Source organism: Streptomyces sp. NPDC041200, from assembly GCF_055591805.1.
Genome location: NZ_JBVIZF010000003.1, coordinates 760,514 through 784,756, shown reverse-complemented (window position 1 = coordinate 784,756; position 24,243 = coordinate 760,514). Strand labels below are relative to the sequence as shown.

General features: G+C 71.5%; 20 protein-coding genes, 2 tRNA genes and 1 pseudogene. 19 read left to right on the top strand and 4 right to left on the bottom strand.

Going from position 1 to position 24,243, the window contains the following annotated elements; translation table 11 throughout:
* Positions 1-8 precede the first annotated feature (8 nt).
* A complete protein-coding gene (locus ACZ6CL_RS13350; protein WP_468935094.1) occupies positions 9-1,175 on the bottom strand; it encodes a M48 family metallopeptidase in 1,167 nt (388 codons plus the stop codon).
* 116 nt (positions 1,176-1,291) lie between these two features.
* On the opposite strand from ACZ6CL_RS13350, the gene ACZ6CL_RS13345 reads away from it, so the two are divergent.
* The 16 genes and pseudogenes from ACZ6CL_RS13345 (at position 1,292) to ACZ6CL_RS13270 (ending at position 17,039) form a co-directional block, all read left to right on the top strand.
* Entirely contained in the window at positions 1,292-1,441 is a 150-nt protein-coding gene (locus ACZ6CL_RS13345; protein ID WP_167542520.1) for a hypothetical protein, read from the top strand.
* A 101-nt stretch (positions 1,442-1,542) separates the two neighbouring features.
* Positions 1,543-1,710, top strand: coding sequence for a hypothetical protein (locus tag ACZ6CL_RS13340; RefSeq protein ID WP_468935091.1), 168 nt, complete (start codon positions 1,543-1,545; stop codon positions 1,708-1,710).
* A 59-nt stretch (positions 1,711-1,769) separates the two neighbouring features.
* On the top strand, positions 1,770-2,381 hold the full coding sequence (nadD, locus tag ACZ6CL_RS13335; protein WP_009717958.1) for a nicotinate-nucleotide adenylyltransferase: 612 nt from the start codon (positions 1,770-1,772) through the stop codon (positions 2,379-2,381).
* Between the two features lie 10 nt (positions 2,382-2,391).
* A complete protein-coding gene (locus tag ACZ6CL_RS13330) occupies positions 2,392-4,188 on the top strand; it encodes an LCP family protein (RefSeq protein WP_468935088.1) in 1,797 nt (598 codons plus the stop codon).
* Positions 4,189-4,318: 130 nt separating this feature from the next.
* Complete coding sequence (gene rsfS, locus ACZ6CL_RS13325) at positions 4,319-4,759, top strand: ribosome silencing factor (RefSeq protein ID WP_468935086.1); 441 nt, start codon at positions 4,319-4,321, stop codon at positions 4,757-4,759.
* 8 nt (positions 4,760-4,767) lie between these two features.
* Positions 4,768-5,409: a histidine phosphatase family protein gene (locus ACZ6CL_RS13320; RefSeq protein ID WP_468935083.1), complete on the top strand. Its 642-nt coding sequence runs from the start codon at positions 4,768-4,770 to the stop codon at positions 5,407-5,409.
* A gap of 97 nt (positions 5,410-5,506) precedes the next feature.
* Positions 5,507-5,579, top strand: a tRNA-Ala gene (locus tag ACZ6CL_RS13315).
* A gap of 327 nt (positions 5,580-5,906) precedes the next feature.
* Positions 5,907-6,065 (top strand): hypothetical protein, encoded by a 159-nt coding sequence (locus tag ACZ6CL_RS13310; protein WP_468935080.1) that lies wholly within the window; start codon positions 5,907-5,909, stop codon positions 6,063-6,065.
* A gap of 5 nt (positions 6,066-6,070) precedes the next feature.
* Positions 6,071-6,304 (top strand): hypothetical protein, encoded by a 234-nt coding sequence (locus tag ACZ6CL_RS13305; protein WP_009717962.1) that lies wholly within the window; start codon positions 6,071-6,073, stop codon positions 6,302-6,304.
* Between the two features lie 139 nt (positions 6,305-6,443).
* Positions 6,444-6,516 (top strand) — tRNA-Ala (locus tag ACZ6CL_RS13300).
* A gap of 278 nt (positions 6,517-6,794) precedes the next feature.
* The gene (gene leuS, locus ACZ6CL_RS13295) at positions 6,795-9,671 is read left to right on the top strand and encodes a leucine--tRNA ligase (RefSeq protein WP_468935078.1); all 2,877 of its coding nucleotides are present in this window, start codon (positions 6,795-6,797) and stop codon (positions 9,669-9,671) included.
* A gap of 120 nt (positions 9,672-9,791) precedes the next feature.
* Complete coding sequence (locus tag ACZ6CL_RS13290; protein ID WP_468935076.1) at positions 9,792-10,535, top strand: hypothetical protein; 744 nt, start codon at positions 9,792-9,794, stop codon at positions 10,533-10,535.
* A gap of 81 nt (positions 10,536-10,616) precedes the next feature.
* A complete protein-coding gene (locus tag ACZ6CL_RS13285; RefSeq protein WP_468935073.1) occupies positions 10,617-11,462 on the top strand; it encodes a DegV family protein in 846 nt (281 codons plus the stop codon).
* A 1,403-nt stretch (positions 11,463-12,865) separates the two neighbouring features.
* Complete coding sequence (locus ACZ6CL_RS13280) at positions 12,866-13,756, top strand: ComEA family DNA-binding protein (protein ID WP_468935071.1); 891 nt, start codon at positions 12,866-12,868, stop codon at positions 13,754-13,756.
* Positions 13,753-16,275 (top strand): annotated as a pseudogene (locus ACZ6CL_RS13275) (ComEC/Rec2 family competence protein); the annotation flags it as partial. The gene ACZ6CL_RS13280 and the pseudogene ACZ6CL_RS13275, both read left to right, overlap by 4 nt.
* A gap of 95 nt (positions 16,276-16,370) precedes the next feature.
* Positions 16,371-17,039 carry an O-methyltransferase gene (locus ACZ6CL_RS13270; protein ID WP_468935234.1) on the top strand — a complete coding sequence of 223 codons (669 nt, stop codon included), beginning with the start codon at positions 16,371-16,373 and terminating at the stop codon, positions 17,037-17,039.
* A gap of 119 nt (positions 17,040-17,158) precedes the next feature.
* Here ACZ6CL_RS13270 and ACZ6CL_RS13265 read toward each other — a convergent pair whose 3' ends face one another.
* The gene (locus tag ACZ6CL_RS13265; protein ID WP_468935232.1) at positions 17,159-17,404 is read right to left on the bottom strand and encodes a hypothetical protein; all 246 of its coding nucleotides are present in this window, start codon (positions 17,402-17,404) and stop codon (positions 17,159-17,161) included.
* A gap of 95 nt (positions 17,405-17,499) precedes the next feature.
* On the opposite strand from ACZ6CL_RS13265, the gene holA reads away from it, so the two are divergent.
* On the top strand, positions 17,500-18,489 hold the full coding sequence (gene holA / locus ACZ6CL_RS13260) for a DNA polymerase III subunit delta (RefSeq protein ID WP_468935068.1): 990 nt from the start codon (positions 17,500-17,502) through the stop codon (positions 18,487-18,489).
* A gap of 57 nt (positions 18,490-18,546) precedes the next feature.
* On the opposite strand, the gene ACZ6CL_RS13255 is transcribed toward holA, so the two are convergent.
* Positions 18,547-19,464: a hypothetical protein gene (locus ACZ6CL_RS13255; RefSeq protein ID WP_468935065.1), complete on the bottom strand. Its 918-nt coding sequence runs from the start codon at positions 19,462-19,464 to the stop codon at positions 18,547-18,549.
* Positions 19,465-19,696: 232 nt separating this feature from the next.
* The gene (gene rpsT / locus ACZ6CL_RS13250) at positions 19,697-19,963 is read right to left on the bottom strand and encodes a 30S ribosomal protein S20 (RefSeq protein ID WP_468935062.1); all 267 of its coding nucleotides are present in this window, start codon (positions 19,961-19,963) and stop codon (positions 19,697-19,699) included.
* A gap of 195 nt (positions 19,964-20,158) precedes the next feature.
* On the opposite strand from rpsT, the gene lepA reads away from it, so the two are divergent.
* Together lepA and ACZ6CL_RS13240 are read left to right on the top strand one after the other, a co-directional pair.
* The gene (lepA, locus tag ACZ6CL_RS13245; protein WP_468935060.1) at positions 20,159-22,042 is read left to right on the top strand and encodes a translation elongation factor 4; all 1,884 of its coding nucleotides are present in this window, start codon (positions 20,159-20,161) and stop codon (positions 22,040-22,042) included.
* A 219-nt stretch (positions 22,043-22,261) separates the two neighbouring features.
* Positions 22,262-24,151, top strand: coding sequence for an AMP-dependent synthetase/ligase (locus ACZ6CL_RS13240; RefSeq protein ID WP_468935058.1), 1,890 nt, complete (start codon positions 22,262-22,264; stop codon positions 24,149-24,151).
* Positions 24,152-24,243: the final 92 nt, after the last annotated feature.

The window sequence follows — 24,243 nt, the reverse complement described above, 5'->3', positions numbered from 1 at the left end:
GCAGGGCGTCAGCTCCGGGGCGGCTCGTCCCCCGGGGAGCCCTCCTGGCCCTCTCCGCCGTCCTGGGAGTCCCGCGGGGATGTGCCCTCAGTGGTGTCCCCGCCCGGCCTGCCGCCGCCACCGGTGAACCGGTCGCGCAGCTTGCCGCCCAGATCCCCGGCGCCGCCCGCCACGTCCCGTACGAACGCGATCAGCGGATCCTTGCTGGTGCGGACCGACTCCGCGTAGTGGCTGGCCGACTCCCGGAACGAGTCGCTGACCGAGGTGTCCTTGTCCTCGTCGCGGCGTGGGTAGTGGCCGTCCATGAGCCGCTGGAAGTCCCGGCTCGCGGCCCACTTCTTCAGCTCGGCGGCGCGCACGGTGGTGAACGGGTGGCTGCGCGGCAGCATGTTCAGGATCTTGAGCACGGAGTCCCGCAGATCCCCGCTGGATTCGTACTCCTCGGCCTGCTCCAGGAAGGCGTCCACGTTCATCTCGTGCAGATGGTGACCGCCCGCGAGCTTCATCAGTCCGCGCATCGAGGCCCGCAGATCCTGTCCGACCAGCAGCCCCGCCCGGTCCGCCGACAGCTCCGACTTGCGGAACCACTCGCGCAGCGCCGTCACCAGGGCCAGCACCGCGACATTGCCCAGCGGGATCCAGGCGACCTTCAGAGCGAGGTTCGTCAGGAACAGCAGTATCGTCCGGTAGACGGAGTGCCCCGACAGCGCGTGGCCCACCTCATGGCCGATGACCGCCCGCATCTCCTCCGCGTCGAGCAGCTCCACCAGCCCGGTGGTCAGCACGATGATCGGCGCGTCCATGCCGATGCACATCGCGTTCGGCTTCGGGTCCTGGGTGACGTACATCGCCGGGACCTGCTCCAGGTCCAGGATGTAGCAGGCGTCCCGCAGCATGTCGTGGAGGTGGGCGAACTGCCGGTCGCTCACCCGCACCGAATCGGACAGGTACAGCAGCCGCAGACTGCGCTCGGGCAGCAGTCCGCTGAGCGCCTTGAAGACGGTGTCGAAGCCGGTGAGCTTGCGCAGCGCGATCAGCGCCGAGCGGTCGGCCGGATGTTCGTACGCGCGTGAGGAAATGCCCGGAAACCGCCGCCTCTGGCGGCTGGGCACATGCTCACGTCCCTCTCCGGCGCCGCTCCCGTCGCCGGTCCCATGCGTATGGCTGTCGCTCATCTGTCCCCCTCATGCGGACTGTTCCCGGACTGTGCCCCGGAAGTGCCTCGGTCGTGCCCGTCCCCCCTGGCGGACCCCACCTTAGGCCCTGCCCGGCGGGGGGCTAGCGTGGAGACATGCCCGATATGACTGGCCTCACCGCCGTGCTCGCCGCCACTTCCAAGGACCAGGGACCGGGAGCGCTGCTGCGCACCGTCATCGTGGTCGGGGTCGTGGGATCCGTCCTGGTCGCGTGGTTCCTGCTGCGCGGGTACAAACAGGACTGAGAGCGGGCCGAAGGGCACACTGAGAGCAGGCCCGGAATCCGGCTCGCATACGATGTGGCGGACGTGACGTGACGCCGAGACCCGGATAGGTATCGCCTGCGATGAGCGCTTTCAGCACCGCACATGCTGCCCTGACCACCCTGGCGAGCGAGGGCGGTGAGCACGTGGACACCCACCCGAGCATCAGCCCCTACATGACCGGTGGTGCCGCTCTGGTCATCCTGTTCCTGCTGCTGTGGATCACCACCCGCTTCAACCGGGACCGCTGACCTGGGCCGTTGCCTCTTCGGGCCCCGGTTTCGAGCCGGGCCCAGTAGGGTCTGCACGCATGGAAGAGGAGAAGGGGCCCGCCAAGCGGCGGCTCGGTGTGATGGGCGGGACGTTCGATCCGATCCACCACGGTCACCTGGTCGCGGCGAGTGAGGTGGCGTCGCAGTTCCACCTGGACGAGGTCGTGTTCGTACCGACCGGGCAGCCGTGGCAGAAGAGCCACAAAAAGGTTTCCCCGGCCGAGGACCGCTATCTGATGACGGTCATCGCGACCGCGTCGAACCCGCAGTTCTCGGTCAGCCGTATCGACATCGACCGCGGCGGCGCGACGTACACCACGGACACGCTCCGGGATCTGCGCGCGCTCAACGGTGACGCGGACCTGTTCTTCATCACCGGAGCGGACGCGCTCGCCCAGATCCTCACCTGGCGCGACGCCGAAGTGCTGTTCTCGCTCGCCCACTTCATCGGTGTGACGCGTCCCGGGCACATACTGGCCGACCCGGGACTGCCGGAGGGTGGGGTGTCGCTCGTCGAGGTTCCGGCGCTGGCGATCTCGTCGTCGGACTGCCGGGCGCGTGTCGCACACGGCGAACCCGTCTGGTACCTGGTGCCGGACGGTGTGGTGCGGTACATCGACAAGCGAGAGCTGTACCGGCACGACTGCTGAAGGGGTACCGGTGAACGACGGACAGGACCCGTACGACCCGTACGCGCGGGATCCGTATGCCCAGGAGCCGCAGATCTACGGCTACGACGCCTATGGGCAGCCGGTGTACCAGCCGCAGGGGACGCAGCAGGGTTACGCCCCGTCGTCGTACTACGGGCAGCAGCAGGGGCAGCAGGACGGCTACGGATACGGCTACGACCCGTACGGCCAGGCGCAGCAGGAGCAGACGCAGTATCCGCAGACGCAGCAGCCGTACGACCCGTACTACGGACAGCAGCAGCACTATCCGCAGGACGTCCAGCAGCAGGGGCAGGCCGGGCAGCAGGACCAGTACGGGCAGCAGGGCTACGGTTACGCCGCGCCTGCCGCCCCCGCCGTGGCCGAGGAGGACGAGCCGAACCCGTACCAGGAGCTTGCCGAGCTGGCCGGGCCGGAGCCGTCCCACGGCGCCCCGGCCTCGGCCCCCTCGGCCCCCTCGGCCCCGGACAGGGACGGCTCCCGGAAGGGCGGCGGCGCGGCCAAGCCCGGCACGGATCCGGAGGGTCCGGAGTACCGCACCGAGCAGTTCTCCTTCGTGGAGGAGCCCGACGAGGACTCCGAAGACGTCATCGACTGGCTGAAGTTCGCCGAGACCCGCTCGGAGCGGCGTGACGAGCGCCGCCGCAAGGGCCGCAACCGGTTCGTCGCGCTCGTCACGGTGCTGGTCCTCGCCGCCGTGGGCGGGGTCGGCTACCTCTGGTACGCGGGCAAGCTGCCCGGCCTCTCCGCCGACGGCGACGAACAGGCGGCGGCCGGGGGCCCGCAGAAGCGGGACGTGATCGTCGTCCACCTGCGGGAGCTGAAGGGCGGCCGTACCTCCACCGCGCTGCTGGTGGACAACGAGACCACCAAGAAGGGCACCACCGTCCTGCTGCCGAACGACCTGTCCGTCTCCACCGAGGACGGCGGCTCCACCACGCTCGGCAAGTCCGTGACCGACGAGGGCTCGGACGCGACCCGGGACTCCCTGTCCACCCTGCTGGGCTCGAAGATCCAGGGCACCTGGCGGCTGGACACGCCCTATCTGGAGAACCTCGTCGAGCTGGTCGGCAGCATCACCCTGGACACCGACACCACCGTCCCGGCGGCCCGGAAGGGCGAGGACCCGCTGGTCAAGCGGGGCAAGGAGCAGGTGCTGAGCGGCCAGGCGGCGGTGGCGTACGCCACCTACCGGGCCCCGGGTGAGGCGCAGACCAAGCAGCTCGCGCGGTTCGGCCAGGTCATGGACGCCTCCCTGAAGAAGGTCTCCAGCGATACGGGCGGCGCCACCAAGACCGTCGAACAGCTGGCCCAGATCCCCGACCCGTCGCTGTCCGAGCAGCAGCTCGGCGCCTCGCTGGCGCGGCTCGCCGGGCAGGCCAAGGACGGCGACTACGACACGATGATGCTGCCGGTCCAGAGCGACGGCACGCTCAGTGCCCGGGCGACCGACCGGGTCGTCAAGAGCGTCCTCGGCGGCACGGTCAAGAACACCGACCCGGGATCCGCGGCGCGGGTGAGCGTGACCAGCGCGGGCGGCGGCGAGGACGCGTCGGGCGCCGCCCGGGTCGCGCTGGTCAACGGCGGTTTCACGGTCGTCGCGACCACCGAGGGCGGCTCCCCGCAGCAGACCTCGCGGGTGACGTACGCGGACGCCAAGCAGGCCGGGCAGGCCAAGGAGGTCGCCAAGACCCTCGGACTGCCCGCGACCTCGGTCACGAAGGGCAAGGGCGCCGCCAACGCGGACGTGACGGTGGTCCTCGGCGCGGACTACGACCCCCAGGGCTGAGTCGCGGCCGACGGGAGAGTCGGGAGGGTCACGGCGGTCACGGGGTAATGGCCGCGAGCCGTGTCGGTGGGGCGTGAGACCCTTGGGGTGCCAGACCCTGAGGGTCCCCACCGACCGGAAAGCCTCGCTTGTGACCGCCACGGACCGCTCCATCGAGCTCATCAACGCCGCCGCCCAGGCGGCCGCCGACAAGCTCGCGCACGACATCATCGCGTACGACGTCAGCGACGTGCTCTCGATCACCGACGCCTTCCTGCTGGCCTCGGCGCCCAACGACCGCCAGGTCAAGTCGATCGTCGACGAGATCGAGGAGCGGCTGAACAAGGACCTCGGTGCCAAGCCGGTGCGCCGCGAGGGCGACCGCGAGGCCCGCTGGGTGCTGCTGGACTACGTGGACATCGTGGTGCACGTCCAGCACAGCGAGGAGCGCGTCTTCTACGCCCTGGAGCGGCTGTGGAAGGACTGCCCGCAGCTGGACCTTCCGGCCGACGCCCAGGCCACCCGCGGCAAGGCGGAGGAGTACGCGCAGGCGCAGGGTCCGGACGGCGGTGCGGGCGGTGAGCTGAGCTGAACGCCACCATGAGCGGCCGCGGCCGCCGCATAGTCCTGTGGCGGCACGGCCAGACGGCCTGGAACATCGAGCGCCGTTTCCAGGGCTCGCTGGACATCGAGCTGACCGACACCGGCGTCGCCCAGGCCCACCGCGCGGCCCGGCTGCTGGCCGGGCTGCGGCCGGACGCGATCGTCGCCTCCGACCTCAAGCGGGTCGTGGCGACCGCCGCCGAGCTGGCGACCGTGACCGGACTCACGGTCGACCACTACGCGGGGCTGCGGGAGACCTACGCCGGTGAGTGGCAGGGGCTCACGCACGAGGAGATCATCGAGCGGTTCGGCGAGCAGTACGCGGCGTGGAAGCGCGGCGAGCCGGTGCGGCGCGGCGGCGGCGAGCTGGAGTCCGAGGTCGCCGACCGGGCGGCGCCGGTCGTGCTGGAGGCCTCCGAGAAGCTGCCCGACGGCGGCACCCTCGTGGTGGTCAGCCACGGCGGCACGATCCGCACCACCATCGGGCGGCTGCTCGGCCTGGAGCCGCACACCTGGGAGGCGCTCGGCGGCCTCTCGAACTGCTGCTGGTCGGTGCTGGGCGAGGGCGCGCGCGGCTGGCGGCTGCTGGAGCACAACGCCGGATCGCTCCCCGAGCCCGTCCTCGGCGACGACGCCTAGGCGACGGCCAGCGGCCCCCTCCCGGCCCGATTTCCTTTTCCGGCTGGTCACCGGCTAAGCTCCTTCTTGTTCGAAGCGCAGCGGCGCGGAGAGCAGCGGGGCTATAGCTCAGTTGGTAGAGCGCCTGCATGGCATGCAGGAGGTCAGGAGTTCAATTCTCCTTAGCTCCACAGATGACGGCGATCCCGTCTCCCTCACCGGGAGGCGGGATCGCCGCTTTTGTGCGCGGTGGCCCGTCTCGCGTGCGGCCGCCCCCTGTTGACGTCGGCTCAACTCAGCCTGTCGCCGGGGTGGCTGGGTTCGGTGCGATCTTCCTGGGTAGGTTGGACGACACCGCCCGAGCGCGCGAGGCTCGGCGGAAGTGGCGGTGTGCGGGGCGCTGATGAGTCTGGTGAGGCGTCTGTGGCATCTCCGCTGACCTGGGCGTCGCCCCGTGGCAGAATCGGACCGCCGGCGGGGGCGCAGGGCCGATAGTCCGATGGGGAGGGACGGGTGGGATGCCGACCAGCATCCTCGACGCGTTCGAGGACCTTTCCGAGGCGGCTCGGGAGGGCATCGAATGCCCGTCCTGCGGCTCCGGTCATGTGGCTCAGGTACTCGGTGACAACGGCGGTGTTTCCTACGTGTGTACGGCCTGCGGCCACAGCTGGAGCTGAGTGACATGGGAGCACACAGCCGGAAATGTGACTGGTGTGGCGGCGGCACACCCATCGTCCGCGACATGGAGCCGCTCAACTCCGACTACCAGTACTGGTGCGCGGAGTGCGCCCAGGCGCTGATCATCAAGGGCGACCCGATCGAGACCTACCGGGAGCTGGAGGGCGAGCCGATCTACGGTCGGCTCCTCGAAGAGCACTGCACGCTGAAGCGTTTCTACTCGTTCGCGACGGCGTGAAGCGGTGTGAAGCCGCGTGAGGGGCACCGGTCGAGGGCGCCGCGGCAATCGATTTGGCTAAAGCCCGGGGCGTCCGTGTAATGTAGGCGATGCCGCCGAGGGGAACCGGACAGGGAAACCGGGCGGAACAGCAAGACCTGGGGCTATAGCTCAGTTGGTAGAGCGCCTGCATGGCATGCAGGAGGTCAGGAGTTCAATTCTCCTTAGCTCCACAATCCCAGGAGCGGGTCGTCCGATGCGGGCGGCCCGTTTCCCGTTTCCTCACCCGCGTCCTACCTCGATGCGGCTCCTCGGTGCCCTGCGGTAACCTGACCCCATGCGTGCCGTACGCCTTCTGCTTAGCGGGCCGCGCTGATCAGTACCGACCGCGATCATCTTCGGTCGGCATCGGCGCGGCGTCCCCTCCTGTGTGAGGGGCCTTTTTGTTTCACGGACAAGAGGGAATCGGCCTGTACCGCGGGCAGAGACGACCAATGGAGCTTTGAGGATCATGAGCGAGACCAATGCCGCAGCCGAGGTGGCCGCGCCGCACCGCTACACGGCCGCGCTGGCCGCTGACATCGAGGCCCGCTGGCAGGACTTCTGGGACGCGAACGGCACGTACAACGCTCCCAACCCGGGCGGCGACCTGACCGGTGACGCCGATGTCGTCGCCCGGCCGAAGAAGTTCGTCATGGACATGTTCCCGTACCCCTCGGGTGCGGGGCTGCACGTGGGCCATCCGCTGGGCTACATCGCCACCGATGTGTACGCCCGCTACCACCGCATGACGGGCCACAACGTCCTGCACACCCTGGGCTTCGACGCCTTCGGCCTGCCCGCCGAGCAGTACGCGGTGCAGACCGGCACCCACCCCCGGGTCAGCACCGACGCCAACATCGTCAACATGCGGCGCCAGCTGCGACAGCTGGGCCTGGGCCACGACCCGCGCCGCTCCTTCGCCACGATCGACCCGGACTACTACAAGTGGACCCAGTGGATCTTCCTGCAGATCTTCAATTCCTGGTACGACCCGGAGGCGGAGACCGCACGCCCGATCGACACCCTGGTCGAGCAGTTCGCCTCCGGTGAGCGCGCCACCCCCGACGGGCGCCCCTGGGACGGGCTGACCGAGGCCGAGCGGGCGGACGTCCTGGGCGGCTACCGCCTGGCGTACGCCTCGGACGCGCCCGTCAACTGGTGCCCCGGCCTGGGCACCGTGCTGGCCAACGAGGAGGTCACCGCCGACGGCCGCTCCGAGCGCGGCAACTTCCCGGTCTTCAAGGCCAAGCTGCGCCAGTGGAACATGCGGATCACCGCCTACGCGGACCGGCTGCTGAACGACCTGGACGCGCTGGACTGGCCCGAGGCCATCAAGCTGCAGCAGCGCAACTGGATCGGCCGCAGCGAGGGCGCCCGGGTCGACTTCCCGGTGCAGGACCACGCCGACGCGAAGATCACGGTCTTCACCACCCGCCAGGACACCCTGTTCGGCGCGACCTACATGGTGCTGGCGCCCGAGCACGACCTGGTCGACTCCATCGTCCCGGCCGCCTGGCCCGAGGGCACCCACGACGTGTGGACCGGCGGCCACGCCACCCCCGCCCAGGCCGTCGACGCGTACCGCAAGCAGGCCGCGGCCAAGTCGGACGTCGAGCGGCAGGCCGAGGCCAAGGACAAGACCGGCGTCTTCACCGGTGCGTACGCGGTCAACCCGGTCAGCGGAGACCGGGTGCCGGTCTTCATCGCCGACTATGTGCTGATGGGCTACGGCACCGGCGCGATCATGGCCGTCCCGGCGCACGACGGCCGTGACTTCGCCTTCGCCCGCGCCTTCGAGCTGCCGATGCGCTGCGTCGTCGAGCCCTCCGACGATCGCGGCACCGACCCGTCGACCTGGGACGACGCGTTCGGCTCGTACGACGCCAAGATCGTCAACTCGGCGGGTGACGGGGTCTCGCTGGACGGCCTGGGCGTGACCGAGGCCAAGGCCCGGATCACCGAGTGGCTGGAGGCCCGCTCCATCGGTGAGGGCACCGTCAACTTCCGGCTGCGTGACTGGCTGTTCAGCCGCCAGCGCTACTGGGGCGAGCCCTTCCCGATCGTCTACGACGAGGACGGCGTGGCCCACCCGCTGCCCGAGTCGATGCTGCCGCTGGAGCTGCCCGAGGTCGAGGACTACTCGCCGCGCACCTTCGACCCGGACGACGCCGACACCTCCCCGGAGACCCCGCTGTCCCGGAACGAGGAGTGGGTCCACGTGGAGCTGGACCTGGGCGACGGGCGCGGCCCGCGGCCGTACCGCCGCGAGACCAACACCATGCCCAACTGGGCGGGCTCCTGCTGGTACGAGCTGCGCTACCTGGACCCGCACAACGGCGAGCGGCTGGTCGACCCCGGCACCGAGCGCTACTGGATGGGCCCGAGCGACGGCCAGCCGCACGGCGGTGTCGACCTGTACGTCGGCGGCGCCGAGCACGCGGTGCTGCACCTGCTGTACGCCCGGTTCTGGTCCAAGGTGCTGTTCGACCTGGGCCACGTCTCGTCGGCCGAGCCGTTCCACAAGCTGTACAACCAGGGCATGATCCAGGCCTACGTCTACCGGGACAGCCGCGGCATCGCCGTCCCGGCCGCCGAGGTCGAGGAGCGCGACGGGGCGTACTGGTACCAGGGCGAGAAGGTCACCCGTCTGCTGGGCAAGATGGGCAAGTCCCTGAAGAACGCCGTCACCCCGGACGAGATCTGCGCCGAGTACGGGGCGGACACGCTGCGCCTGTACGAGATGGCCATGGGCCCGCTGGACGTCTCGCGCCCCTGGGACACCCGCGCGGTCGTCGGTCAGTACCGGCTGCTGCAGCGGCTGTGGCGGAACGTCGTGGACGAGGCCACGGGCGAGGTCGCCGTCGTCGACGCGGAGCCCGACGAGGACACGCTGCGTGCCCTGCACAAGGCGATCGACGGGGTCCGGCAGGACATGGTGGGGCTGCGGTTCAACACCGCCATCGCCAAGATCACCGAGCTGAACAACCACGTCACCAAGGTGCGCGAGGTGCCGCGCTCGGTCGCCGAGCCGATGGTGCTGCTGATCGCGCCGCTGGCCCCGCACATCGCCGAGGAGCTGTGGCGCAAGCTGGGCCACGACACGTCGGTCGTCCACGAGCCCTTCCCGGTCGCCGACCCGGCGTACGTCGTGGACGAGACGGTGACCTGCGTGGTGCAGATCAAGGGCAAGGTCAAGGCCCGGCTGGAGGTCTCCCCGTCGGTCTCCGACGAGGAGCTGGAGGCGCTGGCCCTGGGCGACCCGGCGGTGGTCGCCGCGCTGAACGGCGCGGGCATCCGGAAGGTGATCGTGCGGGCGCCGAAGCTGGTGAACATCGTCCCGGCCTGACCGCTCAGGGGATACCCGTAGGGGCGGGCTGGGGGTTCGTCAGGAACCCTCGGCCCGCCCGGTCCGTTTACGCTGGGAGGACAGCTGCCACCGCGGTGACCGCCGCCCGAAGGAGCGCACATGGAAGCCATCTGGATCCTGTTGCTGCTTTTCGTCATGTTCATGGTGACCGGTGCGTATGTCACCGTGCGGGTGGTCAGGACGGCCAAGCGCGGCCTCGACCGCACCGTGGACCAGGCCCGCCGCACGGTCGAGGACACCCGGCTCCGGGCCCGCCAGTTCGCCCGGCCGGGCGCGGCAGGTGAGCTGGCCGAGCTGCGGCTGTCGCTGCGGTCGTCGATGTCCGCCACCGAGCAGGCGCTGCAGGCGGTGGCGGGCCAAGACCGCTCCGTGGCGGAGTCGTTGGACCTGTTCCGGCGGCTCAGCGAGCACGGCCGCGAGCTGGACGACGACCTGAAGCGGCTGGAGCGGGAGCCCGACCGGACCCGCCTCGCCGCCCTGCTCCCGGAGCTGCGGGAGCGTACGGAGCGGATCACGCACTCCGCGGACTCGCTGCGGTGGGCCGTGCGGGAGCGGGCCCAGCGGTTCGCCCACGACGAGCTGGACGCGCTGGGACGCGAGATCGAGATGGAGGCGGGGGCGCTGCGGCACTGGACGGTGACAGAGCCGGAGCCGGGGCCCGTGGCGGCGCCGAAGCCCGTGGGCGAGCCCGCGTCCCGGCGGGAATCGTCTCGGCAGGAACCGTCTCGGCAGGAGCCGTCTCGGCAGGAATCGCCCCGCAAGGAACCGCCCTCCCTGGGGACCGCGCCCCGGCCGCAGCCGTACTCCTGGCAGAAATCAGCCCGCCCCGAGAACACCGCCTGAACACGGACTTACCGGTAGGGTCGGTGATCGTCGGTGGGGTCGCGCTGTCGGCCCGGGGCCTCCCCGGATAATCTCCCTGTCATGTCCCGCCATGTCGCGATCGTGACCGATTCAACGGCTTACCTGCCGCAGGAGGCGATGGAGCGGCATCGCATCACCACTGTGCCGCTGACGGTGGTGCTCGGAGACCAGGCGCTGGAGGAAGGGACCGAGATCTCGGCCCTGTCGCTCGCGGAGGCCCTGCAGAAGCGCAAGCCGGTGACCACGTCCCGGCCCAGCCCGGAGACCTTCGCGGACGCCTACCGCGCGGCCGCGGCGGAGGGCGCGACCGGCATCGTCTCGCTGCACCTGTCCGCCGAGATCTCCGGCACCTACGACGCGGCCGTGCTCGCCGCACAGGACGCGCCCGTACCGGTGCGGGTGGTGGACAGCGGCATGGTCGCGATGGCGCTCGGCTTCTGCGCCCTGGCGGCGGCCGAGGCCGCGGAGGGCGGCGGCACGCTGGACGAGGCCGTCGCGGCGGCCCAGAAGCGGGCCGACGGCACCGCCGCCTACTTCTACGTCGACACCCTCGACTATCTGCGCCGCGGCGGCCGCATCGGCGCGGCGCAGGCCCTCCTCGGCTCCGCGCTCGCGGTCAAACCGCTGCTCCAGGTCGACGAGGGCCGGATCGAACTGCGGGAGAAGGTCCGCACCGCCTCCAAGGCCATCGCCCGGCTCGAGGAGATCGTGGTGGAGCGGGCGGGCCGGAGCCCGGTGGACATCGCCGTCCAGCACCTCGCGGCGGCCGAGCGCGCGACCGCCCTCGCGGAGCGGCTGCGGGAGCGGGTACCGGGGCTCGTGGAGCTGTACGTGAGCGAGGTGGGCGCGGTGATCGGGGCGCACACCGGACCGGGCCTGCTGGGCGCGGTGGTCTCCCCGCGATAGCGGACTCGTCCGGGTGACGGACTTTTCCACAAAGTGCGGGTTATCCCCGAAAACCGGGACCGCTCAGCGGGATCGGGCGCATGTGCCTACCGTCGGGTGGCATGAGGACCCGATCACACACAGTTACCGCCCGCCCGGACCGCGGCCGCCACCGCGAGACCCGTTCCCACCGCCGCCTCACGGCCCCCCGTTGCCCGGCCCCACCACGCCGCCACGCCCGCGCGGCGGCCCTCTTCCCCACCCCACCCATCCGAAGCCCAAACCCCTCAACACCCCCCGCCACGCAGAACCCACCCACCCCGACCACACAACCGACCCCGACCCCACCCCCCGCTCGGAGCCCGGCCTCTGCTCCAGACCCGGTGCCTGCCTGGGGTCGGGCCTCTGCTCGCGGCCCGGTGCCTGCTCAGGGTCCTGCTCCTGCTCGCGGCCCGGTGCCTGCTCAGGGTCCTGCTCCTGCTCGCGGCCCGGTTTCCGTCTGGGGGCGGGCCTCTACTCCTGGCCCGGGGCCCGCTTCGGCTCCGGCGCCCGCCGCACGCCCAGCCCCCATTCCGGGACTGGGGTCCGCTTCGGCCCCGGCGCCCGCTCGGACCTCGACCAGGTCCCCGATTCTGGCTTCCGCCCCTGGTCAGGCATCTGTTCCGAGCCAGGCGCTCGGCCGGGACCAGGCGCCAGGGATGGGCCGGGCGCCCGGCTCAGGGTCGGCCTCGGTCTCGGGCGGGGTGTCCGCCCCAGGGACGGCATCTCTCCTGGGCCGGGAGCCCGTTTCGGAGGCGTACCGTACTCCGGTTCCGGCCTCCGCTTTGGGGGCGGTGCCCGTCTCTGGCCAGGCACAGGATCTGCTCCCGGCACCGGGCGCAAGACCGGCCTTGGGCGGGGCGTCGGGCCTGGGGGCGGTGTCCTCGCCGGGGCGTGCACCTGCTCAAAGTTCGGTGTCGGCTCCGAGGCAGCGGCCTGTGCCGGTCCCGGTGCTCGCCGCCAGCCCGACTTCCGCTCCGGGGCCGGTGCCCGCATCGGCTCCGGACCGTGCTTCGGGGCCGGTCTCCGCTCGGCGCTCGGCGCCTGCCGCGGTACAGGTGCGCGCTCCTGGCCGGGCACCCGGCTCAGGGGCGGCCTTGGGCGCGGGTGGGGTGTCGGACCTGGGGGCGGCATTTGCTGCGAGGCGGGCGGCTGCCGAGGGTGCGGTGCCTGCTCCGAGCCGGGGGACCGTGCCGGTTCCGGCACCGTCCCGAAGCCCGAGCCCCGCTCCGGGCCCGGTGCTGGCTCGGGACCGGGCCGCTGATCGGGGCCCGGCGGCTGCCTCGGTTTCGGTCTCCGCTCCGAATCCGGCACCCGGTTCGGGCGTGGCCCCGGAGCCGGGCCGGGCGTCCATCCGGGGTTCGGCAGCGGCCTCCGATCCGGGCGTGGCCCCGGAGCCGGGGCCCGCGTTGGGAGTGGGTGTCGGCTCCGCCGACGACCTGGGCGGGCCATCGGGACCGGAGTCTGGCAGCGAGGCCCGGCGGCGCGTGCCGCGTTGGGCCGTGCCGGACGCCGGGGACGAGGAAGTCCCCGAGGAGGAGACCGGCCGCCGGTCCGGCTCGGCGCTTCGCCGCCGCGAACGGATGTGGCTGGCGCTGCGCGAACGCCTCCCGCTGTGGCTTCAGCTGCGCTGCGGCATGGAGTTACGGACCGTTGCCGCGCTCGCGGTCGCCCTCGTCGTCGCGGCGGTCTTCGCGGTCTACCACTTCTGGAGCGGCCGCCCTCAGACCGTGCGGCCGCCCGAGCCCGAACCCGCGCGTGCGGCGGCCGTCAGTCCCGGGCCGACGGACGGAGCGCGTCCAGCCGCCGGGACGGGCGGCGGACGGTCGGTCGTGGTCGATGTGACGGGCAAGGTCCGCCGTCCGGGGCTGCGCCAACTCCCGTCCGGGGCGCGGGTCGCCGACGCGATCAAGGCGGCGGGCGGAGCGCGGCCGGGCGCGGACACGAGCGGACTGAACCGCGCCCGGCCCCTGGTGGACGGTGAGCAGATCGTGGTCGGCGCCCCGGCGCACCAGGCCCCGGCGGACCCCGCCCCCACCGGCCCGGCGCCCGGCCCAGGGCCCGGGCCCGGCGCACCGGCCGGTGGGGTGATCAGCCTCAACGCGGCGACCGCGGAACAGCTCGACACCCTGCCGGGCGTCGGCCCGGTCCTGGCCCGGCACATCCTCGACTACCGCACCCAGCACGGCGGATTCCGTTCCATCGACGAACTCCGCGAGGTCAACGGCATCGGCGACCGCAGGTTCGCCGATCTCCGCCCGCTGGTTCAGCCATGACGTCCGTACCACCCACCCGCACCCGCGTCGCGGTCCACGCGGCTGCCGCCTCACCGCGCGGGGCGTCCGATCCCCGCCAGGAGGGCCCGGCGGACCTCCGCCTGGTGCCGCCCGCGCTGGCGGCCTCGGCCGCGGCAGCGATCGCCTTGGGCGCTCCGAGCGGCACGGTGGCCATGATCTGCGCGGGAGCCTTACTGGCGGCAGCCGTCCTGCTGTATGTGACCCGGCGGCGCCGGGCCGCCATGGGACGGATCCGGCGGCGGACGGCGGGGGCCGTGGCGGCGGTCTTGCTGTGCGGGGCCACGGCGGGGGCGGTCGCCGCGCTGCACGCGGCGGATGTGCGACGCGGACCGGTCCCGGCGCTGGCCGGGGAGTTCGCCGAGGCGACGGCCGAGGTGACGGTCACGCGCGACCCGAGGCTCAGCCGCCCCCGGGTGCGCGGGGCCGCGCTCGCGCCCGTGTCGGTGGTGGTCGAGGCGGAGGCCACCAGGATCACCGGGCCTGACGGCACGACGACGGACACCCGGGCCCCGGTGCTGGTGACAGTCCGCCCGGAGGCTCGGCAGCGCGCGGCGTGGCTGCGGCTGCTGCCGTCCACGCGGCTGCGGGTGCACGGCCGTCTGGCGCCACCGCTGCGCGACGGGGACCGGGTCGCGGCGGTGGTGCGCGGTGGCGGCGGGCCGCCGCGCGTCATCGGGGCGCCCAGCGCGGTCCAGCGGCTGGCGGGCCGGTTGCGCGCCGGGCTGCGGACGGCGACTGATGAGCTGTCCCCGGACGCGCGGGCACTGCTGCCGGGGCTGGTCGTGGGGGACACCTCACGGGTCCCGCCGGACCTCGACGAGGCGTTCCGGGCCACGGACATGACGCATCTGCTGGCCGTCTCCGGGAGCAACCTCACGCTGCTGCTGGCGCTGTTGACCGGCCCTCCCCACCTCGCCGCGCGGGCCGAGCGCCGCGGGCTGGCCGCGGCCCTCGGCATACGGCTCCGGACGACGGCCCTGCTCGGCGGCGGGCTCACCCTCGGCTTCGTGATCGTCTGCAGACCAGACCCCAGTGTGCTGCGGGCGGCGGCGTGCGGCCTGATCACGCTGCTGGCCATCGGCACCGGGCGCCGCCGCTCCCTGCTCCCGGCCCTGGCCGCCGCGGTCCTCGCGCTGCTGCTGTACGACCCGTGGCTGGCCCGGAGCTATGGGTTCCTGCTGTCCGTCCTGGCCACCGGCGCGCTGCTCACCTTCGCGCCGGGATGGAGCGCTGCCCTGCGGCGTCGTGGAGTGCCACCGCGGCCCGCCGAGATGCTGGCGGCAGCCGCCGCGGCGCAAGCGGTGTGCGCCCCGGTGGTGGTGATGATGGCCGCGCGGGTGAGCTTGGTGGCGATCCCCTGCAATCTTTTCGCCGAGCTGGCGGTGGGGCCCGCCATGATCATCGGCTCCGCCGCGCTCGCGGTGGCCCCGTTCGCGCTTCCGGTCGCCCGGTGGATCGCCTGGCCCGCGGGCTGGCCTGCCGAGTGGATCGCCGAAGTGGCCCGGACCGGCGCGGGGCTGCCCGGAGCGGAGGCGGGCTGGCCGGGCGGCTGGCCCGGTGGGCTGCTGCTGGCAGCCGTCACCCTGATCGCGGTCCTCCTGGGGCGCCACCTGCTCCGGCACCGGTGGCTATGGGCGGTCTGCGCGCTGCTCCTGCTGCTCGCGGTGGTCCGTCCGGCGCCACTGACCCGAGTCATCACCGGCTGGCCGCCGCCCGGTTGGCGCATGGTGGCCTGCGACGTGGGCCAGGGGGATGCCCTGGTCCTGGCGGCGGGCCCCGGCACGGCCGTCGTCGTGGACGCCGGTCCCGAGCCACGGGCCGTCGACCGCTGTCTGCGGACGCTGGGCGTGGTCCGCGTCCCGCTGCTCGTCCTCACTCACTTTCACGCCGACCACGTGGCCGGGTTACCGGGGGTGCTGCGCGGCCGCTCGGTGGGGGCGATCGAGACGACCGGCCTGGCGGAACCGCCCGGCCAGGCCGCGGCCGTGCGGCGCCTGGCCGCGGCGGCGCGGGTGCCCGTGGTGACGGCCATGCCGGGGGAGCGGCGCCGGTCGGGCCCGCTGTCCTGGGAGGTCCTGTGGCCGGGCCCCGCCACCCCGACTGCCCTCCCGCCTGCCACCCGGGTCGCAGACCCGGCACAGGAGGGGCCGAATGACGCGAGTGTGACCCTGCTGGTCCGTACGGCGGGCCTGACCCTGCTGCTCCTCGGCGATCTGGAACCGCCCGCCCAGCAGGCGCTGCTGACGGCGCATCCGGCGCTGCCCCCGGTGGACGTGCTCAAGGTCGCCCACCACGGTTCGGCCTACCAGGACCCGCGGCTGATCCACCGGCTGCGCCCGCGGATCGCCTTGATCTCCTGCGGCGCGGACAATCCCTATGGACATCCATCACCCCGTACCGTCGCGGCCCTGGAAACCCGGGGTGCCGCCGTGCTGCGGACCGACCGGGACGGGCCGATCGCGGTGACCGGTCCGCGGCTGCGGGCGGTGGCCGGTGGGAGAAGAAGGAGCAGAGGGAGAGAAGGGAGCAGGGGGAGCCGGATGCCCGTAGGTTCCAGGGGCGGACTCAACCCGTTCCGAAAGGAAGCTCGTTCATGTCGCTCGCACAGTGGACCAGGGTCGATGACTACTTCAACGGCCTTCTGGCACCGTCGGATCCGGCCCTGGACGCCGCGCTGGAGCACAGCGCGGCCGCCGGGCTGCCGCCGCATCAGGTGGCACCCAACCAGGGAAAGCTGCTGCATCTGCTGGCCCGGATCCAGGGGGCGCGCACCGTCCTGGAGATCGGCACCCTGGGCGGGTACAGCACGATCTGGCTGGCCAGGGCGCTACCCGAGGGCGGGCGGCTGGTGTCCCTGGAGGCTGATTCCCGGTGCGCTGAGGTGGCGCGGGCCAATGTGGAGCGGGCAGGGCTGGGCGAGGTCGTCGAGATCCGTACCGGCAAAGCGCTGGAGTCGCTGCCCCGGCTGGCCGAGGAGGGGTACGGCCCCTTCGACGTGGTCTTCATCGACGCCGACAAGCCCGGCAACCCCGACTACCTCGCTTGGGCGCTGCGGCTCACCCGGCCCGGCAGCCTCATCATCGGGGACAACGTGGTGCGGGACGGGGCGGTGGCCGACCCCGCCAGCACGGACCCCCGCGTCCAGGGCGTACGGCGCTTCACGGAGCTGATCGCGCGTGAGCCCCGGCTGACGGCGACGGCGGTGCAGACAGTCGGCGAGAAGGGGTACGACGGCTTCGCGCTGGCGCTGGTCACCGGGTAGCGGACGGGGCGGGCAGCGGACGGCGGCCGCTTCAAGACGGCGGCCGCTTCAGACGGTGGCTGCTTCAAGACGGCGGCCGCTTCAGGAGAGCGGCCGCTTCAGGGGCGGCGGCCCGGCGGTCAGTCGGTCTCCAGCCAGCCCTCGTACTCCTCGGCGAAGGCGTCCAGCGCGGCCGGGTCCAGCCGCGCGGCCGGGTCCTCGACGACCACCAGCCACTGGGCGTCCTCGGCGTCGTCCTCACCTGCCAGGGCGTCGCGCACCAGCTGGGGTTCCTCCGCGATGCCGAAGCGCCCGGGCAGCGCCTCGGCCACCTCCTCGGCCGCGTCGCGTTCGGGCAGTACCAGCACATGGCGTACGCCGTTCAGTCCTCCATCCATCACCGGAACATTGTCGGGCATACGGAAGGCCCGGACGGCACGGAAGACCGGGCTGTCGGCGGTCCGTGGGATGCTGGACCGCGATGGCCAGGAAGACGACATCCGACGACCCCCTCGCCCCGGTGACCCTTGCCGTGGGCCAGGAGGATCTGCTGCTCGACCGCGCCGTGCAGCAGGTGGTGGCGGCCGCCCGCGCCGCCGACCCCGACACCGATGTGCGCGACCTCACGCCCGACGCGCTGCAGCCCGGTACCCTCGCCGAGCTGACCAGCCCGTCGCTCTTCGCGGAGCGCAAGGTCGTGGTGGTGCGCAACGCACAGGATCTGTCGGCCGACACGATCAAGGATGTGAAGGGCTACCTCGGCTCCCCCGCCGAGGAGATCACCCTGGTGCTGCTGCACGCCGGTGGCGCCAAGGGCAAGGGGCTGCTCGACGCCGCCCGCAAGGCCGGGGCGCGCGAGGTCGCGTGCCCGAAGATGACCAAGCCCGCCGACCGGCTGGCGTTCGTCCGGTCGGAGTTCCGCACCGGCGGCCGGTCCGCGACACCGGAGGCCTGCCAGGCGCTGGTGGACGCCATCGGGAGCGATCTGCGCGAGCTGGCCAGCGCGGTGTCCCAGCTCTCAGCCGATGTCGAGGGCACGATCGACGAGGCCATCGTCGGCCGCTACTACACGGGCCGGGCCGAGGCGTCCAGCTTCACCGTCGCCGACCGTGCAGTCGAGGGGCGGGCGGCCGAGGCGCTGGAGGCGCTGCGCTGGGCCATGGCCACGGGGGTGGCCCCCGTGCTGATCACCAGCGCCCTGGCCCAGGGCGTCCGCGCCATCGGCAAGCTGGCCTCCGCCCCGCGCGGTGCCCGCCCCGGTGATCTCGCCCGTGAGCTGGGCATGCCGCCCTGGAAGATCGACCGGGTGCGGCAGCAGATGCGCGGCTGGTCGGCGGACGGGGTCTCGGTCGCGCTGCGCGCGGTCGCCGAGGCCGACGCGGGTGTCAAGGGCGGCGGGGACGATCCGGAATACGCCCTGGAGAAGGCCGTCGTCACCATCGCCCGTGCCGCCCGCGCGGGCCGTTCGTAGCTCCGGCAGACCCGACAGGCGGACCGGGCAGGCAGACCCGACCGTCCCCGGTTCGCCCTACTCCTTCATCTTCGCCAGGGTCGCCCGGGCGCTCTTTTCGAGCATCTCGGTGGCCTCCTGCGCCGTCATGGCGTCGGCGCTCGATGAGCTGGATACGTACTCCGACCACGTCGACTGGTAGGTCATCCAGCCCTCCCGCACGCCGAGGATCACATACGCCCCGGTGTCGCTGCTGCCGGTGCTCTGCTGGGTGACGATGTACGCCTCGTCGCCGAGGTCGTCCACCTCGCTCACCTTGTAGGTGGAGCTGGAGGTCCGCTGGTCCTCGTAGCTCCGGTACTGGGCCTCGAACTCCGGTTCCGGGTCGGTCTTCCGGTGCAGACCGGCCGTCGTGGAGAGCCATTCCGAGGAGTAGTCGCTGGTGGACGCATCGGTCGGCTCGAAGTCGACGCTGCAGCTCATCGAGTCCAGGGCCGGGGCCCGCGAGGAGCTGTGCCGCGGATTCGACGAGCTGGTGGAGTCCTTCTGCTCGTATCCGGCGTCCTCGATGGCATCGAGGTCCGTGGAGGCGCACAGATTGCTGGTGTAGCTGTAGCCCGCGAGGTCGGCATCCGGCTCACCGCCGAACCCTCCGGTCGCGAACACCACGCCCGCCCAGACCGCCGAGGCGACGACGGCCCCGCCCAGGGCCCACAGCCAGCCCTTTCCACCCCCGGCACCGCCCCCGCCACCGGGCCCGGGCGGTATCGGGGAAGGCGCGCCGTACGCCCCGTACCCGCCGCCCAAGGGCCCCGGGGGCGGTCCGGGCGGCCCGGGCACCCCGGGCATGGTCGGCTGCGCGTACGCCGGGGCGTGCGGCGACGGCTGCAGCTGCGGATGCGGCTGCGACTGAGGAGCCTGCTGAGGCGGGAGCGGCGGCTGAGGTGGCTGCGGCGGCGGCCCGTACGGATTGGGTGTCTCCCCCGGTATCGACATGACGTGAACATACCCGCAGAAAGACCAAAATCCCCCCGCTGCGCAGGGGCCATCCCGATATAGCACTGCCGGATACAGCAATGCCCCCGGAGTGGGCCCGGGGGCATTGAACGTAGCGTGGCGTACTACGAAGGCTGTCCGTGATCCGAGGTAGAGGGCTCGGATGTTCCCCACGGTGGGGTGGGGGCGAGGAGTCGCCCCGGTGGGTCACCCGTGCGGGTGGCCCGGAAGATCAGCCCTTGAGGCCGGAGATCTGCTGCGCGATCGCCGACTTCTTGTTGGCGGCGTTGTTCTTGTGGAGCACGCCCTTGCTGACGGCCTTGTCCAGCTTGCGCGCGGCGGCGCGGGCGGCGGCGGTGGCCTTCTCGGCGTCACCGGCGGCCACGGCCTCGCGGGTCCGGCGGATAGCGGTCTTCAGCTCGGACTTGACGGCCTTGTTGCGCAGGCGCGCCTTCTCGTTCGTCTTGTTCCGCTTGATCTGGGACTTGATGTTCGCCACGTGAAAGAGCCTTCGCAGGTTCGATGGTTTTCGCTGTCTGTCGTGCGTTCGCGTCCCGCGCGAGAGGGGCGCGTAAGACACAGTCGGCCAGATTACCAGCAGCGCTGGCGGCCTCCCAAACCCGGAAGCGGTCGGCGTTCATGGGACCATGGAGAAACTGAGAACACCGAGTCCCGCCTAGACACAGGACGCTGCGTGCCCGCGACCCCTACCAATGTGCCGGAGCCGAGCCGTACCGACCCGGCTCTGATCCGTAACTTCTGCATCATCGCGCACATCGACCACGGCAAGTCGACGCTTGCCGACCGCATGCTTCAGCTGACCGGTGTGGTCGAGCAGCGACAGATGCGCGCGCAGTACCTCGACCGCATGGACATCGAGCGCGAGCGCGGCATCACGATCAAGTCCCAGGCGGTCCGGCTGCCCTGGGCGCTGACCGAGGAGCAGAGCAAGCCGCAGCCGGTCACCCATGTGCTCAACATGATCGACACCCCTGGCCACGTGGACTTCACCTACGAGGTCTCGCGTTCGCTGGCGGCCTGTGAGGGCTGCATCCTGCTGGTCGACGCGGCCCAGGGCATCGAGGCCCAGACCCTCGCCAACCTCTATCTGGCGATGGAGCACGACCTCACGATCATCCCGGTCCTCAACAAGATCGACCTCCCGGCCGCCCAGCCCGAGAAGTTCGCCGCCGAGCTGGCGCACCTCATCGGCTGCGACCCCTCCGACGTACTCAAGGTCTCCGCCAAGACCGGCGAGGGCGTGGACGAGCTGCTGGACACGGTGGTGCGTCTGGTCCCGCCGCCGGTGGGGGTCAAGGACGCGCCCGCCCGCGCGATGATCTTCGACTCCGTCTATGACGCGTACCGCGGTGTCGTGACGTACGTGAAGGTCGTGGACGGCACGCTCAGCAAGCGTGAGCGCATCAGGATGATGTCCACCGGCGCCGCCCACGAGCTGCTGGAGATCGGCACCAACTCACCCGAGATGACCGCCTCCGACGGGCTGTCCGTCGGTGAGGTGGGCTATCTGATCACTGGTGTGAAGGACGTCCGCCAGTCCAAGGTCGGCGACACGATCACCCAGTTCACCAAGGGCGCCGAGGAGCCGCTGGGCGGCTACAAGGACCCGAAGCCGATGGTGTTCTCGGGCCTGTATCCGCTGGACGGCTCGGACTATCCGGTGCTGCGCGAGGCCCTGGACAAGCTCCAGCTCAACGACGCCGCGCTGGTCTACGAGCCGGAGACGTCCGCCGCCCTCGGCTTCGGCTTCCGGGTCGGCTTCCTCGGGCTGCTGCACCTGGAGGTCATCCGCGAGCGCCTGGAGCGCGAGTTCAACCTCGACCTGATCGCCACCGCGCCCAACGTGGTCTACCGGGTGGACATGGAGGACGGCGCCGAGCACACGGTGACCAACCCCAGCGAGTTCCCCGCGGGCAAGGTCGACAAGGTGCACGAGCCGGTCGTCCGGGGCACGATCCTCGCCCCGAGCGAGTTCATCGGCGCGATCATGGAGCTGTGCCAGAACCGCCGCGGCGTGCTCCTCGGCATGGACTACCTCTCCGAGGACCGGGTCGAGATCCGCTACACGCTCCCGCTCGCCGAGGTCGTCTTCGACTTCTTCGACCAGCTGAAGTCCAAGACCCGCGGCTACGCCTCGCTCGACTACGAGCCCACCGGCGAGCAGGCCTCCGACCTGGTCAAGGTCGACATCCTGCTGCACGGCGACAAGGTCGACGCCTTCTCCGCGATCACCCACAAGGACAAGGCGTACGCGTACGGCGTCCGGCTGGTCGCCAAGCTGCGCGAGCTGATCCCGCGGCAGAGCTTCGAGGTGCCGATCCAGGCCGCCATCGGCTCCCGGGTCATCGCCCGGGAGACCGTCCGCGCCATCCGCAAGGACGTCCTCGCCAAGTGTTACGGCGGTGACATCTCCCGTAAGCGGAAGCTGCTGGAGAAGCAGAAGGAAGGCAAGAAGCGGATGAAGATGGTCGGCAGCGTGGAGGTGCCGCAGGAGGCCTTCATCGCTGTGCTGTCCTCCGACGACGGCGGCAGCGGCGACAGCAAGGGCAAGAAGTAACGCGTGAGGCGGCCGGAAACGGCTATGACCGAACGGGTCCGGTGCGCGGGAGGCGCCGGGCCCGTTGTCGTGTGACGCTCGATGGGCGAGGGAAGTCTTCCTCATTCGAACTACGTGGCCCGGAACCCCTTACGCAGTACGGTTTCGGCCCTTACCCTGATCGCCACGCGAAGGTTACTCGCGAGTCACCAAGCACTGAGGCGGGCCCCGGAGGATGCCGTGACCGACACCCAGAATCTGCTCGAGACCCGGCCGCCGTCCCTGGCGACGCATTTCCTCCAGCGCGTCGAGGCGACACCGGACAAGGAGGCGTACCGCTATCCGGTGCCGCCCGCCTCCGGCCGGGGCCCGGACGAGTGGCGCCCGCTGACCTGGCGCGAAAGCGCGGATCGGGTCTTCGCCATCGCCGCCGGGCTGATCACCCTCGGCGTCAGCCCCGAGGAGCGGGTGGCGCTCGCCTCCTCGACCCGCGTCGAGTGGATCCTCGGCGATCTCGGTGTGCTGTGCGCGGGCGCGGCGACCACCACGGTCTACCCGAGCACCAACGCCGAGGAGACCGCCTTCATCCTCGCCGACTCCGGCAGCCGGGTCCTGATCGCCGAGGACGGCGCCCAGCTCGCCAAGGTCCGCGAGAAGCGCGACGAGCTGCCCGACCTCGCCCATGTGGTGGTGATCGAGGCCGAGGACGCGACGCCCGCCGGGGACGACCCGGAGGGCTGGGTGCTCTCCCTCGCCGAGCTGGAGAAGCGCGGCGCGGCGCACCTGGCCCAGCATCCCGACGCCGTACGGGAGCGGACGGACGCGCTGCGCGCCGATCAGCTGGCGACGCTCATCTACACCTCCGGCACCACCGGCCGTCCCAAGGGTGTACGGCTGGCGCATGACTCCTGGTCCTACATGGCCATCGCCATCGGCACCCAGGAGGGGCTGCTCTACCCGGACGACATGCAGTACCTGTGGCTGCCCCTCGCGCATGTCTTCGGCAAGGTGTTGACGGCGGGGCAGATCTACGTCGGACACACGACGGCCGTGGACGGCCGGGTCGACAAGATCATCGAGAATCTGCCGGTCGTCCGGCCCACCTATATGTGCGGGGTGCCGCGGATCTTCGAGAAGGTCTACAACGGGGTCGCGCAGAAGGCCCGCGAGGGCGGTGGCGCCAAGTACAAGATCTTCCAGTGGGCGGCCGGGATCGCCCGCGACTACGCCAAGATCTCCCAGGACAACTTCCGCCGCACCGGCACCGCGTCCGTGCCGTTCGGCCTCAAGGCCCAGCACGCCGCCGCCGACAAGCTCGTCTACACCAAGCTGCGCGAGGCGTTCGGCGGGCGGCTGCGCGCCGCCGTGTCCGGTTCGGCCGCGCTGGCCCCGGAGATCGGCTACTTCTTCGCGGGCGCCGGGATCAACATCCTTGAGGGGTACGGGCTCACCGAGTCCAGCGCCGCCAGCTTCCTCAACCCGCCGGACTACCGCACCGGTACGGTCGGGAAGGCGTTCCCCGGCACCGAGGTGCGGTTCGCCGACGACGGCGAGGTACTGCTGCGCGGCCCCGGCATCATGCAGGGCTACCACGGGCTGCCCGACCTGACCGAGAAGGTGCTGGAGTCCGACGGCTGGTTCCACACCGGCGACATCGGGGAGATGTCGCCCGACGGCTATCTGCGGATCACCGACCGCAAGAAGGACCTGATCAAGACCTCGGGCGGGAAGTACGTCGCCCCGGCGGAGGTCGAGGGTCAGTTCAAGGCGGTGTGCCCCTTCGTCTCCAACATCCTGGTGCACGGCGCGGACCGCAACTACTGCACCGCGCTGATCGCCCTCGATGAACCGACCCTCATGGGCTGGGCGCAGGAGCACGGCCTGGCGGGGAAGTCCTACGCCGAGGTCGTGGACACCGAGGCGGTGCGGGAGTTGATCGACGGCTATGTCCGGCGGCTCAACGAGGGGCTGCAACGGTGGCAGACGATCAAGAAGTTCCGGCTGCTGCCGCGTGATCTGGACGTGGAGCACGGCGAGCTGACACCGAGTCTGAAGATGAAGCGTCCGGTAGTGGAACGCGAGTACAAGGCCCTGATCGAGGACATGTACGCCGGTACGCGCGAGGCCTGACGGCGGGGCCGGCCCCGGTTCCCCACCCGGCGCCGGCCCCCGCTTCCGCCACGGCGACACCACCCCGCACCCCGGATACGACCCGGGGTTCC